We start from the raw sequence: 21,475 nt of genomic DNA, 5'->3' as shown, positions 1-21,475 counted from the left end.
ATTCCTGAGCCCTACGCCATGACCGTCGGGTGGAAGTAGTCGTAGACGCCTGCGTCGACCGGTTGATCGAAGACAAGTTTCATACGGACTACTGAGAGGTCCTCGCCCTTCTCGTCGGGCATGGTGGTCTGCTCAACGTCGCTAGGCGTCGCCGCACCTAGGTAATAGAACTCACTTCCGTCCGCGTCGTCCTTCTTCGAGAAGACATGCGGCACGACCGCACCGTTGACGATTGCCGCAACCTCCTTGCTCTCGAGGCTGCGGCGCGAACGGGTGTACCACTGCATCGTGGAGCGATCGAGCAACTCATCGCCATAGGCGGTGCTCGCTGATACGTCGTCGGACTTGTGGTACGTCACGAAGATCGGGCACGTCTCGGACTTGATGTCACTTCGGTACCCATAGATGGTTGAACTAATGTTCTTAGGCCACAGCAACAGCCGGCACGCATCCTTGCGGGAGTACTGGCGCCCCGGAGTGAACGGCCGATGCGAGGCGTACCGGGAACTCACGATTGCCAGTGCGGTTCTGAGGAGGTCGTCGACTTCGGTTGCGAATGCACGGCGGTCTCGCCATGCGTCGCCGAACGCTGGGGCGAGCCGGACCGTCTCACCCTCGCGAAGCACGAGGCCCCGGTTGTAGCGCTTGAGCTCCTGCTCCGTGTGGAAGTCAAGCGTCAGCACGCGCACAGCGCTTTCGACGTGCCTGCGCGAAGCTGGCACGCCTGCCGCCTGGAGACGCCCTTGCAACGCCGATACGGTGGACTCTCCGTGCTCGTGCAGAGCCATAAGTATGAGCGCCTCGTGCGGCCGTTTCGCATCGAGGACTTCGTGTGACAAGAACGTGAGCGAGTCGAGTTCCTCCTCGCTGAGCCCGTGCGCGGCTCGGAGAGTCTTCTCAGCCAAGGTTGGATAGTTGCCGGCCTTGGTTGCGAGGATGACTGGGTCCACCGACTCGAAGCGATAGAAGTCGTAAAGCCTCGGGACACCACCAACGCGGTTGCGCAACGTCTCCATCGCGGCCTTCAGGTTCTGCATGCTGTCGAGCCGCGTGCTCGATATCGCCTTCAGCACACGCTGCTCAGCAATGTGGTCGAAGCGCACGCTTGAGAGCCCTGCGGTCACACCAGACTCCTCGGCGTTCTGCATCTCCTTGCGCAGCGATTCCTTGTTCAGACTCTCGTCTCCGAAGAGTGCGACTGGGATCAAATAGTTGTTCGCGTAGTTGCCGATGAAGTCGATGACAACGAGGTACTCCTTGCCAGGGTCCTTCCTCAGTCCGCGACCCAACTGCTGGACGAAGACAATCGCGGACTGTGTCTGGCGGAGCATCAGTACCTGGTTGAGGGAGGGGATGTCCACGCCCTCGTTGAATACGTCGACCGTGAGCACGTAGTCAAGGTCGCCGCGCTCGAGGCTCTCGACGGCGGCTTCACGCTTCTCGATGGCGTCCTGCCCGGTCAGTGCGACGGTCCGCAGTCGATGTCCGCGAAGCGTCATCGTATTCAGGTGGGTCGAGAGCGCCTGGGCTTCCTCCCGGCGCGCACAGAAGATGAGCCCTCGGGGCGCCACGCCCGCTTGCGCATATGTCTCGAGCGCTGCAACCACGTGCTCCGCACGGACACTGGACCCGAGCCTTGCAACGTCCGTCTCGCTCGTGGTGGTTTGGCCATTGTCATAGGTGATGTCAGTGACGCCGTAGTAGTGAAATGGCGCCAGCATCTCTTCCTCGAGCGCACGCCCCAAGCGAATCTCGTATGGCACATTGAAGTCGAACAGCTCGAAGATGTTCCGACCATCAGTGCGCTCGGGAGTCGCGGTCATTCCCAGGAGGAACCCCGGGTTGAAGTGCTCCAGGACGCGAGCGTACGAATCCGCTCCTGCGCGATGCACTTCGTCGACGAGTACATACCCGAAGGCCCTCGGATCGAATCGCTCGAGAACCGCAGGCTGGGAAAGCGTCTGGACCGTCGCGAAGAGGTACTTCGAGTCGATGCTCTTGTGGCTTCCAGTGAGCTTCCCGAAGTCGCGATCTTCGCCTCCCAAGACGCGCTTGAACTCGGCAATAGCGCGGTCCAGAACCTGTTCACGGTGTACGACAAAGAGCATGCGATCTGGTGCATATGCGCGCACGTCGAGTGCGGACAGGATCGTCTTGCCTGTCCCCGTAGCCGAGATCACCAGGGCCTTGGTCTTGCCCCGCGCGCGCAGGTCTGCGATAGACCGGAGCGCGTCTTGCTGCATGCGGTTGGGCGTGAGTTGGTCGTGTGGCGTCTGCGAGGGCTCGTAGAGAATCCGGCCCGTAGCGTCGACATCAGACTCGCTGAATGCGCCGGAACCCGCGGATTCCTCCGAGCTCACCTGGACGGACGATCCACGAGACGTGTTCGTCGCGAAAGGCGACACGTCGAACTCCCCAAACTCCTGGGGCACATCGCCGTCGGGCTGGGGCCCCACCGCAATCTCGGTCAGGGCGTTTGGTTCGGGTGCGCGAACGCTGCGGGGTGACGCACGGGCGAAACCTCTCTGCGCTACGTACCGGGACGAGTAGCGCTCGATCCACGAGGCATGCAGTGGATCGGACTCCCGGTGTTGGTCGTCAACAAGTGCCGCAAACTGCTGAGCGAGGTCACTCCGGCTCGCCGCGGTGACCTTGAGGTTCCATTCGTGATTGCGTACGAGTGCGTTCTTAGTGAGATTGGAACTGCCCAACACCCCGACTATGCGATCCGGGTGCTCAAAGACGTACCCCTTCGGGTGGTAAGCAGTCTGGTGGTGAATCCGGGTGTCGATGCCGAGCTTCTGAAGCTCGTGCAACTCCCAGAATGCCTCGGGCCGATTGAACCCAAGGTAGTCGGATGTGACGATCTGTCCACGGCCTTGGAATTCCACCAACTCCTGCTTGAGCAGCGCGATCGCGCCCGGCGAGACGAACGCCACCGAGAACGAGAACGCCGTGCAATGCCGGAGCTCCTCGCGAAGGACTCGGAGCATCGATCCCGAGTCGTTGTTGAGCACCACAAGCGGGTTTCCGTTGCGGGGCGCTGATGCGTCGGAATCCAAGTACCCGAACCTGACGTCGCGCTCGAGCGCGGACGCGAGGTATTCCTCGACACCCATTAGGCGAGAGCCGCACTCTCGACGATGAGCTCAACAGCGGGGATGTCCGCGGGCGCCCACTCGAGGTCTTGCAGACCCTCCGGTCGGCACCAGCGCACCTCGGCATGCTCCGTCAGTACCGGTGTTCCCGATACCAGTTCGCACCAGAACGTCGTCAGTTCGATCGTCCCGAAGTCGTACTCGAAGACCGTAGTCGTGAGCATGTTGCCCACGGCGACGTCGCAGAACAGTTCCTCGTCGATCTCACGAGTCAGCGCGTCGCGAGCTTGCTCACCGCGCTCAACTTTTCCACCTGGGAACTCCCACATTCCGGCGAGTGCCCCGTCGGGGCCCCGTTGAGCACACAGGATCTCGCCACCGCGCACGATCACTGCACCGACAACCTGAATGTACTTCGCGCCCTGAGCCACTCGAACCTCCTGCCGCGCAGCTTATTGGTACGCGGCGTGAGGGCAGCGAGGCACGCCACAGCCCGGGAGGCTATGGCTCGTGGTGCACACCGGTGCTCTCTTAGTGGTGTCAAGTAAGTCCACCCGCTGTCCTCAGCGGCCGCGCGCCCAGCCATCAGCGAGCGCACGCGCCGCCCGCTGGCCGGGCGTGCGAACCGCATGCAGACCTATCGGTGTGGGCTGACGAGAAACGGTCGGCGCGTGCCTTGTTCCATCCCTCTAGCGTCGCGTCTCTCCGATGCCCGTCGACCCGCGAATGGCCAATAGGCCTAGGACGGTGCTTCGCACCAAGGCCGGTCGCCTCACGCACGAGGACGGGTTGACTGACACCGCTCCGATGCCTTGGCCTCCGGGATCGAAACGAAGCCCTCGAGTGGCCCCAGCTATTTCCCGGGTTGTGCTGCTAGGTCACGTCAAGCAGACGGCTCGCCGAGTTCGCGAACGACGGCGTCCCAGGTCTCGCGAACCTGAGCGATCACCTGCTTCTTGCTTCCGCTGCGGAAGCCCTTGGCTTCGATGTAGTCTCGAAGTTCAGATTCGGATCGCTGTGCTATGAGAACGTAAGCGAGATAGAAAAACGAGATGCCGTGAGGAAGATCACGGTGCATGGCGCTTGCGCGCTCAGGCGTATCGGGTAGGGCGCGATTCCACCACAGATCGAAGAACTTCACAATGTACTGTTCGTACTTGGCCATCGCCACCGTGAGTTGCTCGGCTGTATCAACGCCTACTTCTGCGAGAGTCCGGGCGTCGCGTGCTAGGCGCTCGTCCTCAGTGACGCGCAACGCAACCTCGGCAATCTCAGCAAGTTCTTCGTCTACGCGCGCCGCAACCTCCGAGCGCTCGAGCCAGGCGCGGAGTGACGTTTGGTTCAGTCCGACCTCTCCAGGTGATGCTTCGACACGCTCACCAACCGTTACTTGGTATGCGGCTAGATCGACTCGAATTGACTGAAACTCTGCGTCGGCCAACTCGAGGAGCCCCGCAAGCCTAGAAAACCGCCGCCGGAATGAGCGCGGCAGCGCCTCTTCAGACTTGTATCCCAGGTCATGCTCAATTTCCGCCCAAGCGTGCTGCAGGATGCTCCTTACCTGCACCTCGAACCGTAAGTCTGCCCATACACGATACTCGGGCAACTTACTTCGGTTGTCGGCAAGGGCTACGACGTAATGCGCGGAGAGATATCCGAACACGTTTGGCGCCAGCGCCTCCCTCTTGTCGACCGAGTTCAGCGAGTCGACGTCGAACTCGCGCTCGACAATCGTGCAGACAGCATCGACATCGTCCGGAAAGTAGGTGATTATGCGGATCCCAAGTAGATCCAGAAGGTCAGCATAAGTGCCATACGTTTCCGACTTGCGTGCCATCTTGCTGTCAGCGCTCTCGATAGTCTTCACACGATGCGAGACACTGTGGACCGGCACCTCTTCGGCTGCGAGCAAGGCTTCCAGGAAGGTGCAAACCGACTTGCCCAGGCCTTCGAGCGACCCGGTTGCGGACGCATACGCGCCGTAGTTTCCTCGGCCGATTCCTTTGCTCATGCCCTGAGAGTATCGGCTTCCCTCGGGTGTGCCAATGAATGGTCTAACAGCCCCGCATTCTTCGGATGTACTCATGAGTGACTGCATTCGGCCTATCTCCGTGCGCTGGCCACATCTCGTGCGCCTAGTCCGCAACAGATCTAACCTGACCCCATGGGACGCATCATCGTGGAGCAGCACGTCACCGCCGACGGGTTCGCGGCAGGACCCAATGGGGAACTCGATTGGGTCGACGACTCGGTCTCGGAGCCGGGGCCCATGGTCGATCAGGCGCTCGCCGAGCTGGAGCACACCGATGCCATCCTGCTGGGCGCAAACACGTATCAACTGTTCATCGGCTACTGGCCGCACGCGACGCCGCAGCACGATCCTCTCGCCGAGCCCATCAACCGGCTGCCCAAGCACATCGTCTCGTCGACGCTCAGCGAGGCGCCATGGGGTCACCACGCGCCCGCGACCGTCGAGACTGGCGATCCGCGTGCCATTGCCGACCGGCTCAAGGCCCGCTACGAGCGCGACATCATCCTGTGGGGAAGCCTCCAGCTCGCATCGGCGCTCCTAGATGCCGGCAAGGTCGACCAGTTGCGCCTACGCGTGGCACCGGTCGTGCTGGGACGCGGCACGGCACTGTGGGACGCCGCGCTCATGCCACGGCACCTGGCGCTGAGCTCCGCCACTCCCCTGCCCACCGGGCAGGTCACGCTGATCTACGACCTCGCGTGAGGCTCGGAGCGGGACACGCTGCCAGTCGAGACGCGTCTTACGGACGCGAGGGCGGCATCGCCTTCGAGTAGATCTCGTCGACCACGGCCGCGTAGTGGGCCATGATCACGCTGCGACGCGTCTTGAGCGAAGCCGTGAGCTCCTCGCGCGCCTCGGAGAACGAGCTGGGCAGGATGCGGAACTCCCGGATGGACTCGGCGCGTGAGACGTGGGCGTTCGCGAGCGCGATCGCACGCGAGATCAGGTCGCGCACTCGCGAGTCGTTCGCCGCCTCTTCGACAGTCATGTCCGGAAGCTCGTGCTGCTTGAGCCACGCGGGCAGCATCGCCTCGTCCAGCGCCACCAGCGCGGAGACGAAGTGCTTGCCTTCGCCCACCACCACCGAGTCCTGGATCGCGGGATGCGAGCGCATGGAGTTCTCCAGCACCGCGGGCTGCACGTTCTTGCCCGAGGACAGCACCAGGATCTCCTTCTTGCGGCCCACGATGTTCAGCGCGCCATTGACCATCTCGCCCATGTCGCCGGACGCGAACCAGCCGTCGCGCATGACCTCAGCCGTGGCCTCGGGAGCGTTCCAGTAGCCCTGGAACAGGCTCGCGCCGCGCAGCAGAATCTCGCCGTCGTCGGCCAGCTTCATCTCGTTGCCCGCGATGGGCCGTCCCACGGTGCCCATGACGTTGGCGTCCTCGGGCGTGCCCATCGCGGCGGCGGTGGTCTCGGTGAGGCCATAGCCCTGCAGCACGGTCACGCCGAGTCCCTGGAAGAAGTGGCCCACGTCCTCGTTCAGGCGCGCACCGCCTGCCAGCGCGTACTTGAGGTTGCCGCCCAGCTTGGCACGCAGCTTCGACAGCACCAACCGGTCCGCGACGGCGAGCTTCACCCTCAGGCCGAGCCCGGGCGTGCCGGTCTCGCGAGCGAGTGCATACTGGCGCGTGACCTTGGCGGACCATCGGAAGATGCGCTTCTTGAGCCCCGACTGCGCCGCATCGGCCCTGTTGTAGACCGTCTCGAGCACCCGCGGCACCAGCACGAGGAAGGTGGGGCGGAACGTGCCGAGGTCATCCGCGAGCGTCTTGTGGCTCGGGGCGAACCCGATGACGGTGCCGGCGGACAGCGCAAGAATCATGGCGATGCGGCCGAACACGTGGGCGAGCGGCAGGAACAGCAGCAGCCGGGCGTCATCGCCCGCGACGAACCCGCCGTAGCCGGGATCGCGCTCGATGTTCAGCACCTGCTCGACGAAGTTGCCGTGCGAGAGCATGGCACCCTTGGGGCGGCCGGTGGTGCCCGAGGTGTAGATGATGGTGGCGATGTCGTCGCCGACCACGTCGGCGGTGCGAGCGTCGAGGTCGGTGTCGGAGACCGACTCCCCTGCGGCGGCGAGCGCATCCAGGCCATCGTCGTCCAGCATCACCATCGTCACCGAGGCCTGAGTCACCAGCCCGGCCCGCTCCGCAGTGTCGACGGCGACCAGGGTGATGCCTGCATCGGCCACCATCCACTCCACCTGTGTCGCGGACGACGACGGGTAGACCGGGACGCTCACTGCGCCGGCGGCCAGGATCGCGAAGTCCATGACCGACCACTCGTAACGCGTGTCGCCCATGATGCCCACGCGGTCTCCGGCCTTGACGCCGCGGGAGATCAGGCCCTTCGCGACGGCGCGCACACGCGAGTGGTACTCGGCCAGCGTGATCGTGCGCCACGTGCCGTCGGCGTCCTTGACCTCAGCGAAGGCGGCGTCGGGTGCGGCATGGGCGCGCGCAGCCAGCATGGCGGTGAGGTGCGTGATCTCGTCACGCTGGACGAGCGTCGGCGTCGACATTTCTGCGGTCATATCGAGATCGTAACCTACGGTTGCGTAACTTAGAACGGAAAAGGTCCCGATTTTCGCCCAGCGCGCATCGGCCGTCCTCGCGCTCCGCAGGGAGAGGAGTCCGCGGTGCGACAACGGCCGATGCGGGCCAGGGCCGGGCGCTACTGGTCCAGCGCTTCCAGGCGTTGCTTGTACTCGTCGACGTCGATCTCGCCCTTGGCGAGCCGTTCGTCCAGGATGGCGCGCGCGGTCGTCGCCGGCTCCACCCGAGCGGCGGGCGCGGCGGCGGACTGCTCGGCGAGCGCATCGGCCCGCCTGTCCGTCACCATGCGCGCGGTCAGGTACACGGCCGCGCCGATCGCGAGCACCACCAGCAGCCAGAAGACCCCCGACCAGATCACCGGTGCGACGCTGTGGTCGATTCCTCGCATGAGCCTTCTCCCTTCGGGCACCCACGGTCGGGGTGCCGTCATGAATCCATGCTCGTCGCGGATTCTGGGAGGTCGCTGAGAACGGGCAGGGGGTTCTCAGGGAGTGCGGTCGCCCGCTACTCGCCGAGGACCTCGCCCAGCATCAGCCAGGCGCCGCCGGCGGCGCACGCGACGGTCACCAGCCAGAACAGCGCCACCCAGACCAGGGCCGGCACGCGCGTGGTCCGGGCCAGCGCATCGGCATCGGAACCGCCTCCCTGGGCGCCACGCCGCGAGCCGTGCAGCTCTACGACAGCGCGCACCGCGCCCAACAGCAGCAGCCACGTCACGCCGTAGGCCACGCCCACACGCCACGGGTCGGGCCCCGACCACGCCAGCCACCCGAAGCCGCCGATGGCCAGCACCATCACCACGAACCCGTACACGTTGCGGATTTGCACGAGGACGAGCACCAGCACCACCAGCAGGACCCACAGCAGACCGAAGGCGTACCCCGCGCCGAGCAGCGCCGCAGCGCCCAGGCCCAGCAGCGCCGGGGCCGGGTAGCCCGCGAAGGCCGTGAGCGCGAGGGGCAGTCGCTTGGTGGAGCCCGAATGCGTGGTGAGCCCCGACGTATCCGAGTGCAGCCGGATGCCGCGCACCTTCCGGCCGAGCAGCGTCGCGACGCTCGCGTGACCCGCCTCGTGAGCGATGGTCACCACGTGCCGCACCAGGTGCCAGACCTGGGGCACGGCAAGGCACACGACCACCACCGCCAAGGGCCACAGCGCGGCCCACGTGGACGCGACCACCGGAGTGGTCGCGTCGTCCCAGATGGTGTTCCACACGTCAGCGACGTTCATGCAGTGCTCCTGATCAGTTGCGAAAGTTTCGTCACGCGGCCGAGGCGCCGATGCTCGCCCACCAGTCCTCGAGCACGCGTGCGTGAGCGGCGGGTCGGTCGATCCACGGCTGATGCCCCGAGCCGTCCATGACCGTGACGGTCGAGCCACGAGCGTGGGACGCCCACTCGCGGATGCGCTCGGGGGTGGCGAACGGGTCGTTCTCCCCCGCCACCCAGAGGGACGGCGCTGTCAACGACTCGATCTCGGTGGTGGTCGCCACCCACCCGGGACGCGGCCCTCGCCACGTGGCTGCCTGGCGCATCATCTGCATGTCATGCGCGTACGTGTCCGTGTCGCGGGACAGCGCATAGCGCCACTCGAGGTCCGCCTGGGAGACGCCGCCCTGGGCCACCAGGTCGCCGTGGCCCATGGACCGGAAGGAACGGCGCAGGTCCCCCTCGTTGACGTCGTGGCGGGCGACGGCGCGGGCCACCGGCGCGAACGTGGCGAGGCGCATCCACACAGGCAGGTTCATCCCTTCCACGGCGGGCGCGCCCAGCAGGGCGACGCTGCGCACCAGGTCCGGCCTGCGCACCGCGAGCACGAGCGCCACGAACGCACCCGCCGAGCTCGCCACCAGGTCCACGGGCTCATCCGAGAGCGACTCCACGAGCCGGGACATCCAGATCTCGATCACGTCGCGCGCGCGATCCGGCGACATCCCCGCGTAGTCCAGCGGATCGCTGAGCGCGCACCCGGGGCGGTCGACCACGACGGCACGCACGCCGCTCAGCTGGCCCACGAGCGGCACAAACACGCCGCCCGCCGTGGGCGTGCCGTGGATGAACACCACCGGCCGACCCTCGCCGTACTCGTTCGCGCGCACGCGGATGCCGAGCGCGTCCGCCTCGACCCACCGCTCGCAAGGCTGCATCCCGTGATGCGCCCACATGGCCGCCTCGGCTTCGCGGTATCGCTGCTCGCTGCGGACGGGGGTCATGGTGCCATTGTGTCGCGACCCAGCCGCCGCATCGGCCGCCTCACGGACGGTGGTCGCCGCGGCCGCGCCGCGACAGTGCTGTGCCGACGATCGCGAGCACCGCCTGCGCGATCGCCAGGACCGGCATCCCCACGGCCCAGAACGCGGCGGCACCCACGAGCAGCAGCGCGATGCGGACGGCCACCTGCGCGCCGTCCGGCAGCGGCATGCTCGCGCGCGGGGACAGGAACACGGCCCAGATGCCCATGACGGCCAGCGGCAGGCCGATGCCGACGATCCACGACCATGCGCCCTCGTACGCGGCGAGTCCCCACCACGCCACACCGACGTACATGCCGAGCTCGGCCAAGAACACGGTCGCGCTGCCAGCCCTTCTCATGAACACAGCGTGCCATGATCCATCCCATGGGATCGCAGGCGGATCGGCCAGGGGTGGGCTCGGCGCTGGGGCGCGCACTGCTGCTGGTGCCGGCCGTGTTTCTGCTCCTCGGGCTGCCCGAGAATGTCGCCTCGTGGGATTCGCCCAACGCGAGTGTGCTGCCGACCGAGCGGACCATGCCGGTGTGGGGCAACCAGGTGCTCGCGGTCGTCACCGCGGTGACGATCCTGATGCTCGTCGCGGGCTGGGTCCTGCGACGCCGATCGCCACGACTGCGTGGGTGGGCAGCCGCGTGGGCACGATGGTGCAGCGTCGTCGCGGTGGCGGGCCAAATCTTGTGGTGCGCCGCTCTCGTCGCCTCATTCTGGGTCGCCATGCGGCCGGAGACCGACGGCGCCGTCATCGGCACCGTGCTGCCGGACGGCGGGATCGACGCCACGTTCGCGGTGATCGCTCTCGCGACCGCGGCACTCCTGATCCAGGACGCGGTCGCGCTGAGTGGTGATCACCGAACGAGCCGCGCTCCCCTGACAAGCCGAGCGCACACGGGGTAGCCGGCCCGCGCATCGGCCGGACTTCGCTCCGCAAGTGCTGAGACGAGGCCAGCGCTCAGACGAGGCTGGCGGAGCGCTCCCACAGGTCGCGAGCCAGGTCCGCGTCCCCGAGCTCGGGAGCCACCTTCGTCGCGACCTTGTACGACTCGTAGTAGCGACCGGGCTCGAAGTCCACACCCGGCTCGCCCGTGGCCAGCCACACGAGCTGGCCGGCGCCCTCGTCGGCGCTGATGGTGAAGAGCCGCTTGAGGGGCCCGTGATAGAGCCACTTCATGTAGTGAGTGGTCTCGCTTGCAAAACCCGTCGCCACGAGTCCCGGGTGGAAGGACACTGCGGAGATGCCGCGGTCGCCGTAGCGGCGCTGCAGCTCCTCCGTGAACAGGATGTTGGCAAGCTTGCCGTTGCCGTACGCGGTCTGCGGCGCATAGCCGCGCTCGCCGTGGAGATCGTCGATGTCGAAAGCGGCGAACCTCAGCGCCGCCGCGCTCGAGGTCTGGATCACGGTCGCGCGGCCCGCCTCGAGAGCGGGCATCAGCTCCATGGTGAGGACGAACGGCGCGAGGTGGTTGACCTGGTGTGTCTTCTCGTGACCGTCGACGGTGACCTCGCGGTGGCCCATGATGCCGCCTGCGTTGTTCGCGAGCACGTGGATGGCGGGGTGCGACTCGAGCAGCGTGGCGGCGAGGTCGCGCACCTGGGAGAGATCCGCGAAGTCCGCAACATGATGGGCGATGCCGACGTCTTTCGCGACCGCAGCCGTCTTCTCGGGGTTGCGGCCCACGATCACGACCTCGTGGCCGTCCGCCGCCAGCCTGCGTGCCGCCGCCGCGCCGATGCCGTCGCTGCCGCCAGTGATGATGATGGTCTTGCGGGGCATGCGGGGTCCTCTCATGGATCCTCGGTAGGGCGTGGGGCGTGACGCGTCAGGATACGTGCGTTGCGAAGCCAGACACGCGCATCGGCCGATGTCACCAGGCCAGCGCCGGCTCACGACTGTACGTGGCCGGCCCGGTCGGCGCCATCGCGCGTGGCGGCCACAGTGGTGCCATGATCACATGGTGGCCATTCACGTCAACGCAGACAACTTCGCTGTCGCAGAGACGCACCGCATGATGCGAGACCTGCAGGACGACGCAGGGGGCGTCAATCGCCTCCTTCACAGTCGCGAGCCGGCTGCGGTCGAGAAGCAGACCGTCATTCGTCTGAACCGGGACACGCTGTACAGTTTCGCGGTCGTCGACATCAGCGCCGGTGCGACCCTCACGATCCCTGAGCATTCCGACCGGTACCTCTCGGCGATGGTCGTCAATGAGCAGCACTACATCGACGCCATCTTCCACGACGCTGGCGAGCACCGACTGTCGGTTGATCAGTTCGGCACGCCCCATGTCGTGGTGGCAGTGCGAACCTTGGTGGATCCCACCGATGCCACGGATCTCGCGGCCGTCGCGACCCTGCAGGATCAGATCCACGTCGACGCGGCGTCAGCGAAGCCGTTCGACATGCCCGACTACGACTCGTCCGCACTCGATGAGACGCGTGAAGCGCTGCTCTCCCTTGCTCGCAACCTCACCGGCTTCGACGGCATGTTCGGCGCGAAGGATCAGGTGGACCCTGTCCGCCATCTCATTGGTACTGCGGCCGGATGGGGCGGGCTGCCGTCAACGGAGGCGAGGTACGTCGGGGTCGACCCGCGTCTCCCGGTAGGGCACTACGAGCTCACGGTGGGAGACGTCCCGGTCGATGGCTTCTGGTCCGTCTCGGTGTACAACGCGGCCGGGTTCTTCGAACCCAACGAGCGCGGCGCCTACACGGTCAACAACGTCACCGGAGAGCGCAACGCGGACGGAACGATCACCATACGGTTCGGTGACTATCCCGACGAGGTTCCGAATGCGCTGCCCATCACGGACGGCTGGAACTACCTGGTCAGGCTCTATCGACCGCGGGCGGAGATCATCCACGGCAGTTGGGCGTTCCCCACCCTCAGCCCTGAAAGCTCCATCTGATACGGAGCCCGCCGCGCCATCAGGCGGCCGCGAATCGTGACTGATCGCGCATCGGCCGGATTGCCCCGGCGACCCGAGGAACCGTCAGGCGACCCGGCGCATCCAGCCGTAGGTGTCCTCGTCGCGCCCGTACTGGATGTCGGTGAGGCGCTGACGGATGCCCATGGTCACCTGGCCGGCCTCGCCACCGTTGATCTGCACGTCGAACGTGGGCGACGCGAGCCGTCCCACGGGCGTGACGACCGCGGCGGTGCCGCACGCGAAGACCTCGGCGATGTCGCCGTCCTCGACGCCGGCGCGCACCTCGTCCAGCGTGATGTCCTTCTCGATCACCTTGCGGCCATCATCTTCGAGCTGCTGGATCACGCTGGAGCGCGTGATGCCCTCGAGGATGGTGCCGGTCAGACGCGGGGTCTCGATGGTGCCGTCGCGGCGCACCACGAACACGTTCATGCCGCCCAGCTCCTCGAGGTAGCGGTCGTTCTTCGCGTCGAGGAACAGCACCTGCTGGCAGCCGTGCTCGGCGGCCTGCTGCTGAGGGAGCAGCGAGGCCGCGTAGTTGCCGCCGCACTTGGCGTCACCCGTGCCGCCGGGTCCGGCGCGGTGGAAGCCCTGCGCGACCCAGATCGACACCGGCTTGACGCCGCCCGGGAAGTACGGGCCCACGGGAGAGGCGATCAGCAGGTAGTCGATGACGTGGGCGGGCCGCACGCCCAGGAACGCCTCGGAGGCGAACATGAAGGGGCGCAGGTACAGGCTCGACTCCTCGACGCCGGGCACCCACGCCACGTCGGCGGCGATGAGCGCCTCGAGGGAGCCCACGAAGTCCTCGACGGGCAGCTGCGGCAGCGCGAGCCGATGCGCGGAGCGGTTGAAGCGCTCGGCGTTGGCCTCGGGGCGGAACAGGTGCACGCTGCCATCGGCCCACTTGAAGGCCTTGAGACCTTCGAAGATCTCCTGCGCATAGTGCAGCACTGCCGCGGCGGGGTCGAGCTGCAGCGGGCCGTAGGCCTCGACGCGGCGGTCGCCCCAGCCCTCGTCCTTGCGCCACTGCATGCGCGCCATGTGATCGGTGAACTGGGTGCCGAACTTGAGGTCCGCGAGGGCGGCGTCCCGCTGAATCGCCGGCAGCGGGTTCGCGCTGGGGCGGACCTCGAAGGCGGCGGCATTCGAGGCGACCACACTGGACTGCGCGGCCGATGCGGTGGTGTCAGTCATCCCAGTTCCCCTTCGTGGGTGTGCGCTGGCAGTGCATGAGCGCACGATTCTCGCGACAACGTGCGCTCATGCACTGCCGGGGCGCTGAGCATGGTGCTAGCCGCGGATCCGTGCCGCGAGGGCGTCGCCCACCTGCACCGTGGTGCGGGCAGTGCCGTCCTTCGCCGCCGCATCGGCCGCCACGGCGTCCTCCACGCGAGCAGCGAGCTCCGGGTAGCCCAGGAAGTCGAGCATGAGCCCCACCGACAGCACGGTGGCTGACGGATCGGCGATACCCTGACCCGCGATGTCGGGCGCGGAGCCGTGCACCGGCTCGAACATCGACGGGTAGGTGCGGTCCGGGTTGACGTTGCCCGACGCCGCGAGGCCGATACCGCCAGAGATGGCAGCCGCCTGGTCGGTGAGGATGTCGCCGAACAGGTTGTCGGTCACGATCACGTCGAACTTGCCGGGGTTCGTGGTCATCACGATGGTCGCGGCGTCGATGTGCAGGTAGTCCCACGTGACGTCCGGGAACTCGGGTGCGACGGCCTCGACCGTGCGGCGCCACAGGTGACCGGCGTGCACCAGCACATTGTGCTTGTGCACCAGCGTGAGCTGCTTGCGGTCACGCTTGGACGCGACGTCGAACGCGTAGCGGACCACACGCTCCACGCCGTGGCGGGTGTTGATCGACACCTCGGTCGCGATCTCGTGAGGCGTGTCGACGCGTAGCGCGCCGCCGTTGCCCACGTACGGACCCTCGGTGCCCTCACGGACCACCACGAAGTCCACGGCGTCGACATCGCGCAGCGGCGACACCTCCCCCGGGTACAGGCGTGACGGGCGCAGGTTCACGTACTGGTCCAGAGCGAAGCGCAGCGGCAGCAGCACGCCGCGCTCGAGCACGCCGGATGGGACCGACGGGTCGCCGATCGCGCCCAGCAGGATCACGTCGTGGCCCTTGATGGCCTCGAGGTCATCCGCCGCGAGCGTGTCGCCGGTGGCGTGCCAGCGCTTGGCGCCCAGGTCGAACTCGGTGGTCTCGAACGTGATGCCGGTCCCCTCGGTCGCCGCGGCGAGGCACTTGAGCCCCTCCGCCACGACCTCAGGGCCGATGCCGTCGCCAGCGACCACGGCGAGGCGGTACGCCTGTGGCTGAGTCTCCACGGTCATCGAGCGGTCTGTCCGTCCACGTAGTCCGAGTCGACGTCGTCCTTCCAGGCGAACAGCTTGCGCAGCTCGCGGCCGGTCTCCTCGATGGGGTGGCCCTCGCCCTTGGCGCGCAGCTCCGCGAACTCCTTGCCGCCGTTGTCCTGGTCACCGATGAACCGCTCGGCGAACGCGCCGGACTGGATGTCTGCGAGCACGGCCTTCATGTTCTCCTTGACCTCGGGGGTGATCACGCGCGGGCCGGAGACGTAGTCGCCGTACTCGGCGGTGTCGGACACGGACCAGCGCTGCTTGGTGATGCCGCCCTCGTGCATGAGGTCCACGATGAGCTTGAGCTCGTGCAGCACCTCGAAGTAGGCGATCTCCGGCTGGTAGCCGGCCTCGGTCAGCACCTCGAAGCCGTACTGGACGAGCTGGCTGGTGCCGCCGCACAGCACCGACTGCTCACCGAACAGGTCCGTCTCGGTCTCCTCGGTGAAGGTGGTCTTGATGACGCCGGCGCGCGTGCCGCCGATGGCCTTCGCGTACGACAGTGCGAGGTCCCAGGCGCCGCCCGTGGCGTCGGCCTCGACCGCGACGATGTCCGGGATGCCGCGACCCGCGACGTACTCGCGACGCACGGTGTGGCCGGGGGCCTTGGGGGCGATCAGCAGCACGTCGATGCCCTCGGGCACCTCGATGTAGCCGAACCGGATGTTGAAGCCGTGCGCGAAGGCCAGCGCCTTGCCCTCGGTCAGGTACGGCTTGATGTCGTCGTTGTAGATGGTGCGCTGGTGCTGGTCCGGCGCGAGGATCATGATGACGTCCGCCCACTGCGCGGCGTCGGCCACGGACAGCACCGTGAAACCGTCGTTCTCGGCCTTCTGGGTCGAGCGCGAGCCCTCGCGGAGCGCGACGCGCACCTCGACGCCCGAGTCGCGCAGGTTCTGCGAGTGCGCGTGGCCCTGCGAGCCGTAGCCGACGACGGCCACCTTCTTGCCCTGGATGATCGACAGGTCCGCGTCCTGCTCGTAGAACATTTCAGCCATGGTGGTTCTCTCCTTCAGTGTGAACAGTGGTCAAGTGGGGGAAACTGCGTGCGGCCGATGCGCGGGCCGGCTTGGGGTGGTGACGCCGGGGCTTAAGCGCTCACGCGCTCGAAGGCGCGCTCGGTGATCGACTTCGCGCCGCGGCCGATGGCGACGGTGCCGGACTGCACGATCTCCCGGATGTCATGCGGCTGGAGGGCTGCGAGCAGCGCCTCGAGCTTGTCGGGAGAGCCCACGGCCTCGATCACCAGCGAATCGGGTGCCACGTCGACCACGTGAGCGCGGAACAGGTCCACGATCTGCAGCACGTCGGCGCGCTGACGGACGTCGGCGCGCACCTTGATGAGCAGCAGGTCGCGCTGGACCGACTTGTCGCGGTCGAGCTCGACGATCTTGAGCACGTGCACCAGCTTGTTGAGCTGCTTGGTGACCTGCTCGAGAGGCAGCGCGTCCACGTCGACCACGACGGTGATGCGCGAGATGCCGGGGTGCTCGGTCTGGCCCACGGCCAGCGAGTGGATGTTGAAGGCGCGGCGGGAGAACAGACCGGAGACGCGTGCGAGCACGCCCGGCTTGTTCTCGACGAGCACCGAGAGCGTGTGCTTGGTCATGCTGTCACTCCTCCTCGCCGCGGTCCCACTCGGGGGCGATGCCGCGGGCGTACTGAATCTCGTCATTGCTGGTGCCTGCCGCCACCATGGGCCACACCATCGCGTCGCGCGAGACGGTGAAGTCCACGACCACGGGCTGATCGTCGATCTCCATGGCGCGCTTGATGGTCGCGTCCACGTCCGCATCGGTCTCGCAGCGCAGCCCCACGCAGCCCATCGCCTCCGACAGCTTCACGAAGTCGGGGATGCGGCGGGTGCCGTGACCGGTGTGCAGGTCCGTGTTCGAGTAGCGCTGGTTGTAGAACAGCGTCTGCCACTGGCGCACCATGCCCAGCGACGAGTTGTTGATGATCGCGACCTTGATGGGGATCTCGTTGAGCGCGCAGGTGACCAGTTCCTGGTTGGTCATCTGGAAGCAGCCGTCGCCGTCGATGGACCACACCGTGCGGTCGGGCTCGCCCACCTTGGCGCCCATGGCCGCGGGCACCGAGAAGCCCATGGTGCCCAGGCCGCCGGAGTTGATCCACGTGTTGGGACGCTCGTACTTGATGAACTGGCTCGCCCACATCTGGTGCTGGCCCACGCCGGACGTGAAGATCGTGTCCGGCCCCGAGATCTCGCCCAGGCGCTGGATCACGTACTGCGGAGAGCCGTGACCATCGTCCGTCGGCGTGTAGCCGAGCGAGTACGTGGTGCGCCAATCGTCGAGCTGCGCCCACCAGGCCTCGAGATCGGGCTTGCCGTGACGCGCGTGCTCGGCCTCGAGCGCGGGCACCAGTGCAGCGAAGACCTCCTTGAGGTCGCCCACGATCGGCACGTCGACGGCGCGGTTCTTGCCGATCTCCGCCGGGTCGATGTCCGCGTGCACGATGGTCGCGTGCGGGGCAAAGCTCTCGAGCTTGCCGGTCACGCGGTCGTCGAAGCGGGCGCCCAGGGCGACCACGAGGTCCGCCTTCTGCAGCGCGGCGACCGCGGCCACGGTGCCGTGCATGCCGGGCATGCCCAGGTTCTGCGGGTGCGAGTCGGGCAGGGCACCGCGGGCCATCAGCGTGGTGACCGCTGCGGCTCCCGACAGGTCGGTGAGGCGCCGCAGTCCGGCCGATGCGCCCGAGCGGATCACGCCGCCACCCACGTAGAGCACGGGGCGGCGGGCGGTCGCGAGCAGGCGTGCGGCCTCCTGCACCGTCTTGGCGTGCGGACGGGCGCCAGCGTTGAAGCCGGGCAGCTCGATGCGCTCGGGCCAGTGGAACGTGGTCTGTGACTGCATGGCGGACTTGGCGACGTCCACCAGCACCGGGCCGGGGCGGCCGTGGGAGGCGATGTAGAACGCCTCGGCCACCGCGCGCGGGATGTCGTCCGGGTCCGTCACCAGCACGTTGTGCTTGGTGATGGGCTGCGTGATGCCCACGATGTCCGCCTCCTGGAAGGCGTCCGTGCCGATGGACGCCGCAGCGACCTGACCGGTGATGGCGACCAGCGGGATCGAGTCCATGTTCGCATCGGCGATGGGCGTGACCAGGTTGGTCGCGCCGGGGCCCGAGGTGGCGATGCACACGCCAGGACGGCCGGTCGCGTGGGCGTAGCCCTGCGCGGCGTGGCCTGCACCCTGCTCGTGACGCACCAGGATGTGGCGCAGCTGGGTCGAGTCCATGAGCGGGTCGTACGCGGGCAGGATCGCGCCGCCGGGGAGACCGAAGATATCGGTGGCTCCTGCGCTCTCGAGCGAACGGATGAGCGACTGGGCTCCCGACATCCGCTCGCCCTCGCTGACCGATGCGGTCGCCGTCGAGGGCGGCCGAGCGGACCCGGGCGCGGGGCTCATCAGCGCCGAAGGCTTGGGTGCCTTGACCTGTGCCATCTTCTCTCCCATTGAGTCGAAATGTTGAGGCGGCTCTCGCGTCCGCCTCGCATGAAAAAACCCCTCGGCCTTGGGTGGCTGTCGGGGGATGCGCGCGGACGATGCCTGGGCTTGGACTAGAGGTCCGCGCGCCCGGTAACTACGAGAATCGTCTGCATGGGATCGACTGTACGCCCAGGAGGGCGGTCATGTCGCCATTTGGGCCAACAATCTCACATTGTGGTTCACCGTCTCACCAAACGAGACGACCTTGCCCCATCCCCGCCTTAGCGCCCCTGTGGGCGCTCAGTGTCGGAGATGAGGTCTGCGCGTCACCGAGTGGGCAATCAGTGTCGCCTCTACGTCAGCCGGCGCGTGAGGCGCACGGTGACACCGTCGCCCAGGTCCTTCCCCAACTTCTTGCGGACCTTCGCACTGAGCGACAACATGTGGCCGCCTTTGCCCGTCGGCATGAGACCCACGTTCTCGAGCGCCTCGCCGTCCACCTCGGCGTCGACCTTCACCGACTTGCCGGTACCGAAGAACTCGGCGGAGTCGGGCATCTCGACGCACGCCCACGTCTCGCCCTTCACTTCGACGCCGATGGGCGCAGTGAAGGAATGGTCAATGGGCCCAATGTCGTGACTCATGAACTCATCGTCGCACGCGGCCCCGGGCGCTGCCGAGGTGTGGCTTCCGGCCGCTCCCCCGCATCGGCCCGTGTTCCGCCTGATAGCGCCCACGCACCTGCCCACCCCGCCGGCCCACGGGCTCGCACCGCACCATTCCGGTACGTGTCGAATTCCGTGCAGATCTGCCGCCCACAACGACCAAGACTCGACACTTGCGTGAGGAGCGGGGACGTCAGGGCCGTGCGGGTCCCCCACCTCGAGGAACGCTTACTCGAGCACCGCGCCGCGCGAGGCCGACTGCACGAGCTTCGCGTACTTGGCGAGCACGCCCTTCGTGTAGACGGGAGGCAGCGGCGCCCAGCCCTCACGACGGGCGGCGAGCTCCTCCTCGGAGACGTCGAGGTTCAGCAGGCCGTTCTCCACGTCGAGCGTGATCTGGTCGCCGTCGCGCACGAACGCGATGGGACCGCCGTCCACAGCCTCGGGCGCCATGTGGCCCACGCACAGGCCGGTGGTGCCACCCGAGAAGCGGCCATCGGTGACCAGCAGCACGTCCTTGCCCAGGCCCGCGCCCTTGATGGCGGCCGTGATGGCGAGCATCTCGCGCATCCCGGGCCCGCCCTTGGGCCCCTCGTAGCGAATCACCACCACGTCGCCAGCGGTGATCGTCCCATCCGCGAGCGCATCCAGAGCCGCGCGCTCACGGTCGAACACGCGCGCCGTGCCGGTGAATACCGAGTCGTCGAAGCCTGCCGACTTCACGACCGCGCCCTCGGGCGCCAGCGATCCCTTGAGGATCGTGATGCCGCCGGTCTTGTGAATGGGGTTGTTCAGCGCGCGCACCACGCGGCCGTCGATCTTCTCCGGCTTGAGGTCCTCCATGTTCTCGGCGAGCGTCTTGCCGGTCACGGTCATCACGTCGCCGTGCATGAGCCCCGCCTGCAGCAGCGTGTTCATCACGGCGGGCACTCCGCCCACGCGGTCCACGTCGTTCATCACGAACTGGCCGAAGGGCTTGAGGTCGCCCAGGTGCGGCACCTTGGCGGCCACGCGGGAGAAGTCGTCGAGGGTCAGGTCCACGTCCGCCTCGTGAGCGATCGCCAGCAGGTGAAGCACCGCATTGGTCGAGCCGCCGAAGGCCATGACCACGGCGATCGCGTTTTCGAACGCCTCCTTGGTCATGATGTCGCGGGCGGTGATCCCCTGCCGAAGCATCTGCACCACGGCCTCGCCGGACTTGCGCGCGTACATGTCGCGGCGGCGGTCGGCGCTGGGCGGCGATGCCGATCCGGGAACCGACATTCCAAGGGCCTCGCCCACGGACGCCATCGTGTTCGCGGTGAACATGCCGCCGCACGCGCCCTCTCCGGGGCAGATCGCCTTCTCGATCGCGAGCCTGTCCTCCTCCGACATCAGCCCGCGAGCGCACGCGCCCACCGCCTCGAACGCGTCGATGACGGTGACGTCCTTCTCGGTGCCGTCCGACAGCTTCACGTGGCCGGGCATGATCGACCCCGCATACAAGAACACCGATGCGAGATCGAGCCGCGCGGCCGCCATCAGCATTCCGGGCAGGGACTTGTCGCAGCCTGCCAACAAGACGGAGCCGTCCAGGCGCTCGGCGCTCATCACCACCTCGACCGAGTCCGCGATCACGTCGCGAGACACGAGCGAGAAGTGCATGCCCTCGTGGCCCATCGAGATGCCGTCGGAGACGGAGATGGTGCCGAACTCGAGCGGGTACCCGCCGCCGGCGTGCACGCCCTCCTTCGATGCCTGCGCGAGGCGCTGCAGCGACAGGTTGCACGGCGTGATCTCGTTCCACGAGCTCGCGATGCCGATCTGGGGCTTGACCCAGTCGTCGTCGCCCATGCCGACGGCGCGGAGCATGCCGCGCGACGCGGTGGCCTCCAGTCCGTCGGTGACTTGGCGGGAGCGGGGCTTCATGTCAGGCGTCGTCGTCATAGTCCGGAGTCTAGGACGGCCGATGCGTCGGCCGCGGCACAGGAGGGAAAACGCGGCCTGAAGTTGACGCTGTGTCAACTTTCAAGGCCATGCCGGGGCAGATGCGACGCCGTCATCAGACGTTCACCCAGGCGTCATCGTTCCGTGGCGCATTTGTCCCGTTCGCGTCGATACGTTGACCCCAGCC

The 21,475-nt window shown here is 67.0% G+C and carries 19 protein-coding genes; 3 read left to right on the top strand and 16 right to left on the bottom strand.

All coding sequences use genetic code 11. The features are described from left to right. Window positions 1-11 precede the first annotated feature (11 nt). The 3 genes from QQX02_RS09945 to QQX02_RS09935 all read right to left on the bottom strand — a co-directional run bounded on the left by QQX02_RS09945 (window position 12) and on the right by QQX02_RS09935 (window position 5,109). Window positions 12-3,119: a DUF3427 domain-containing protein gene (locus tag QQX02_RS09945; RefSeq protein WP_301142806.1), complete on the bottom strand. Its 3,108-nt coding sequence runs from the start codon at window positions 3,117-3,119 to the stop codon at window positions 12-14. Next, window positions 3,119-3,529, bottom strand: coding sequence for a (deoxy)nucleoside triphosphate pyrophosphohydrolase (locus tag QQX02_RS09940; RefSeq protein ID WP_301142805.1), 411 nt, complete (start codon window positions 3,527-3,529; stop codon window positions 3,119-3,121). The genes QQX02_RS09945 and QQX02_RS09940 overlap by 1 nt, the downstream gene beginning before the upstream one ends. Before the next feature lie 452 nt (window positions 3,530-3,981). Continuing rightward, window positions 3,982-5,109 (bottom strand): GTP pyrophosphokinase, encoded by a 1,128-nt coding sequence (locus QQX02_RS09935; RefSeq protein ID WP_301142804.1) that lies wholly within the window; start codon window positions 5,107-5,109, stop codon window positions 3,982-3,984. A 153-nt stretch (window positions 5,110-5,262) separates the two neighbouring features. Between QQX02_RS09935 and QQX02_RS09930 the strand changes: the two genes are divergently transcribed. Then, window positions 5,263-5,832, top strand: coding sequence for a dihydrofolate reductase family protein (locus QQX02_RS09930; protein WP_301142802.1), 570 nt, complete (start codon window positions 5,263-5,265; stop codon window positions 5,830-5,832). 37 nt (window positions 5,833-5,869) lie between these two features. On the opposite strand, the gene QQX02_RS09925 is transcribed toward QQX02_RS09930, so the two are convergent. From QQX02_RS09925 to QQX02_RS09905, 5 genes are all read right to left on the bottom strand, one after another. After that, entirely contained in the window at window positions 5,870-7,669 is a 1,800-nt protein-coding gene (locus tag QQX02_RS09925) for an AMP-dependent synthetase/ligase (protein WP_301142800.1), read from the bottom strand. Window positions 7,670-7,809: 140 nt separating this feature from the next. Continuing rightward, window positions 7,810-8,079 carry an SHOCT domain-containing protein gene (locus tag QQX02_RS09920; protein ID WP_301142799.1) on the bottom strand — a complete coding sequence of 90 codons (270 nt, stop codon included), beginning with the start codon at window positions 8,077-8,079 and terminating at the stop codon, window positions 7,810-7,812. 116 nt (window positions 8,080-8,195) lie between these two features. After that, entirely contained in the window at window positions 8,196-8,921 is a 726-nt protein-coding gene (locus QQX02_RS09915) for a M50 family metallopeptidase (RefSeq protein ID WP_301142798.1), read from the bottom strand. A gap of 31 nt (window positions 8,922-8,952) precedes the next feature. Further along, window positions 8,953-9,903, bottom strand: a complete 951-nt coding sequence (locus QQX02_RS09910; RefSeq protein WP_301142796.1) for an alpha/beta fold hydrolase — start codon at window positions 9,901-9,903, stop codon at window positions 8,953-8,955. 40 nt (window positions 9,904-9,943) lie between these two features. After that, window positions 9,944-10,282, bottom strand: a complete 339-nt coding sequence (locus QQX02_RS09905) for a YrdB family protein (protein WP_301142794.1) — start codon at window positions 10,280-10,282, stop codon at window positions 9,944-9,946. Window positions 10,283-10,308: 26 nt separating this feature from the next. Here QQX02_RS09905 and QQX02_RS09900 point away from each other — a divergent pair, with 26 nt between their 5' ends. Next, on the top strand, window positions 10,309-10,836 hold the full coding sequence (locus QQX02_RS09900) for a hypothetical protein (protein WP_301142792.1): 528 nt from the start codon (window positions 10,309-10,311) through the stop codon (window positions 10,834-10,836). A gap of 55 nt (window positions 10,837-10,891) precedes the next feature. Here the strand turns inward: QQX02_RS09900 and QQX02_RS09895 are convergent, their stop codons facing one another. Beyond that, window positions 10,892-11,728, bottom strand: coding sequence for an SDR family NAD(P)-dependent oxidoreductase (locus QQX02_RS09895; protein ID WP_301142791.1), 837 nt, complete (start codon window positions 11,726-11,728; stop codon window positions 10,892-10,894). A gap of 163 nt (window positions 11,729-11,891) precedes the next feature. On the opposite strand from QQX02_RS09895, the gene QQX02_RS09890 reads away from it, so the two are divergent. Further along, window positions 11,892-12,845 carry a DUF1254 domain-containing protein gene (locus tag QQX02_RS09890; RefSeq protein ID WP_301142789.1) on the top strand — a complete coding sequence of 318 codons (954 nt, stop codon included), beginning with the start codon at window positions 11,892-11,894 and terminating at the stop codon, window positions 12,843-12,845. Between the two features lie 84 nt (window positions 12,846-12,929). On the opposite strand, the gene QQX02_RS09885 is transcribed toward QQX02_RS09890, so the two are convergent. From QQX02_RS09885 to ilvD, 7 genes are all read right to left on the bottom strand, one after another. Beyond that, window positions 12,930-14,063: a branched-chain amino acid aminotransferase gene (locus QQX02_RS09885; RefSeq protein ID WP_301142788.1), complete on the bottom strand. Its 1,134-nt coding sequence runs from the start codon at window positions 14,061-14,063 to the stop codon at window positions 12,930-12,932. 96 nt (window positions 14,064-14,159) lie between these two features. Then, window positions 14,160-15,218, bottom strand: coding sequence for a 3-isopropylmalate dehydrogenase (locus QQX02_RS09880; RefSeq protein WP_301142786.1), 1,059 nt, complete (start codon window positions 15,216-15,218; stop codon window positions 14,160-14,162). After that, window positions 15,215-16,243: a ketol-acid reductoisomerase gene (gene ilvC, locus QQX02_RS09875; RefSeq protein ID WP_062132483.1), complete on the bottom strand. Its 1,029-nt coding sequence runs from the start codon at window positions 16,241-16,243 to the stop codon at window positions 15,215-15,217. Before ilvC ends, QQX02_RS09880 begins: the two co-directional genes overlap by 4 nt. 92 nt (window positions 16,244-16,335) lie before the next feature. Continuing rightward, the gene (gene ilvN / locus QQX02_RS09870; protein WP_301142782.1) at window positions 16,336-16,854 is read right to left on the bottom strand and encodes an acetolactate synthase small subunit; all 519 of its coding nucleotides are present in this window, start codon (window positions 16,852-16,854) and stop codon (window positions 16,336-16,338) included. Window positions 16,855-16,858: 4 nt separating this feature from the next. Further along, complete coding sequence (locus tag QQX02_RS09865) at window positions 16,859-18,712, bottom strand: acetolactate synthase large subunit (protein ID WP_301142780.1); 1,854 nt, start codon at window positions 18,710-18,712, stop codon at window positions 16,859-16,861. A 338-nt stretch (window positions 18,713-19,050) separates the two neighbouring features. Continuing rightward, the gene (locus QQX02_RS09860) at window positions 19,051-19,341 is read right to left on the bottom strand and encodes a DUF1905 domain-containing protein (protein WP_301142779.1); all 291 of its coding nucleotides are present in this window, start codon (window positions 19,339-19,341) and stop codon (window positions 19,051-19,053) included. Window positions 19,342-19,590: 249 nt separating this feature from the next. Next, window positions 19,591-21,288, bottom strand: a complete 1,698-nt coding sequence (gene ilvD, locus QQX02_RS09855) for a dihydroxy-acid dehydratase (protein ID WP_301142778.1) — start codon at window positions 21,286-21,288, stop codon at window positions 19,591-19,593. Window positions 21,289-21,475 lie beyond the last annotated feature (187 nt).

It is taken from the genome of Demequina muriae, from assembly GCF_030418295.1.
Taxonomy (GTDB): Bacteria; Actinomycetota; Actinomycetes; order Actinomycetales; family Demequinaceae; genus Demequina; species Demequina muriae.
The sequence above is the reverse complement of the archived record's forward strand: the minus strand, read 5'-3'. Positions and strand labels throughout refer to the sequence as shown.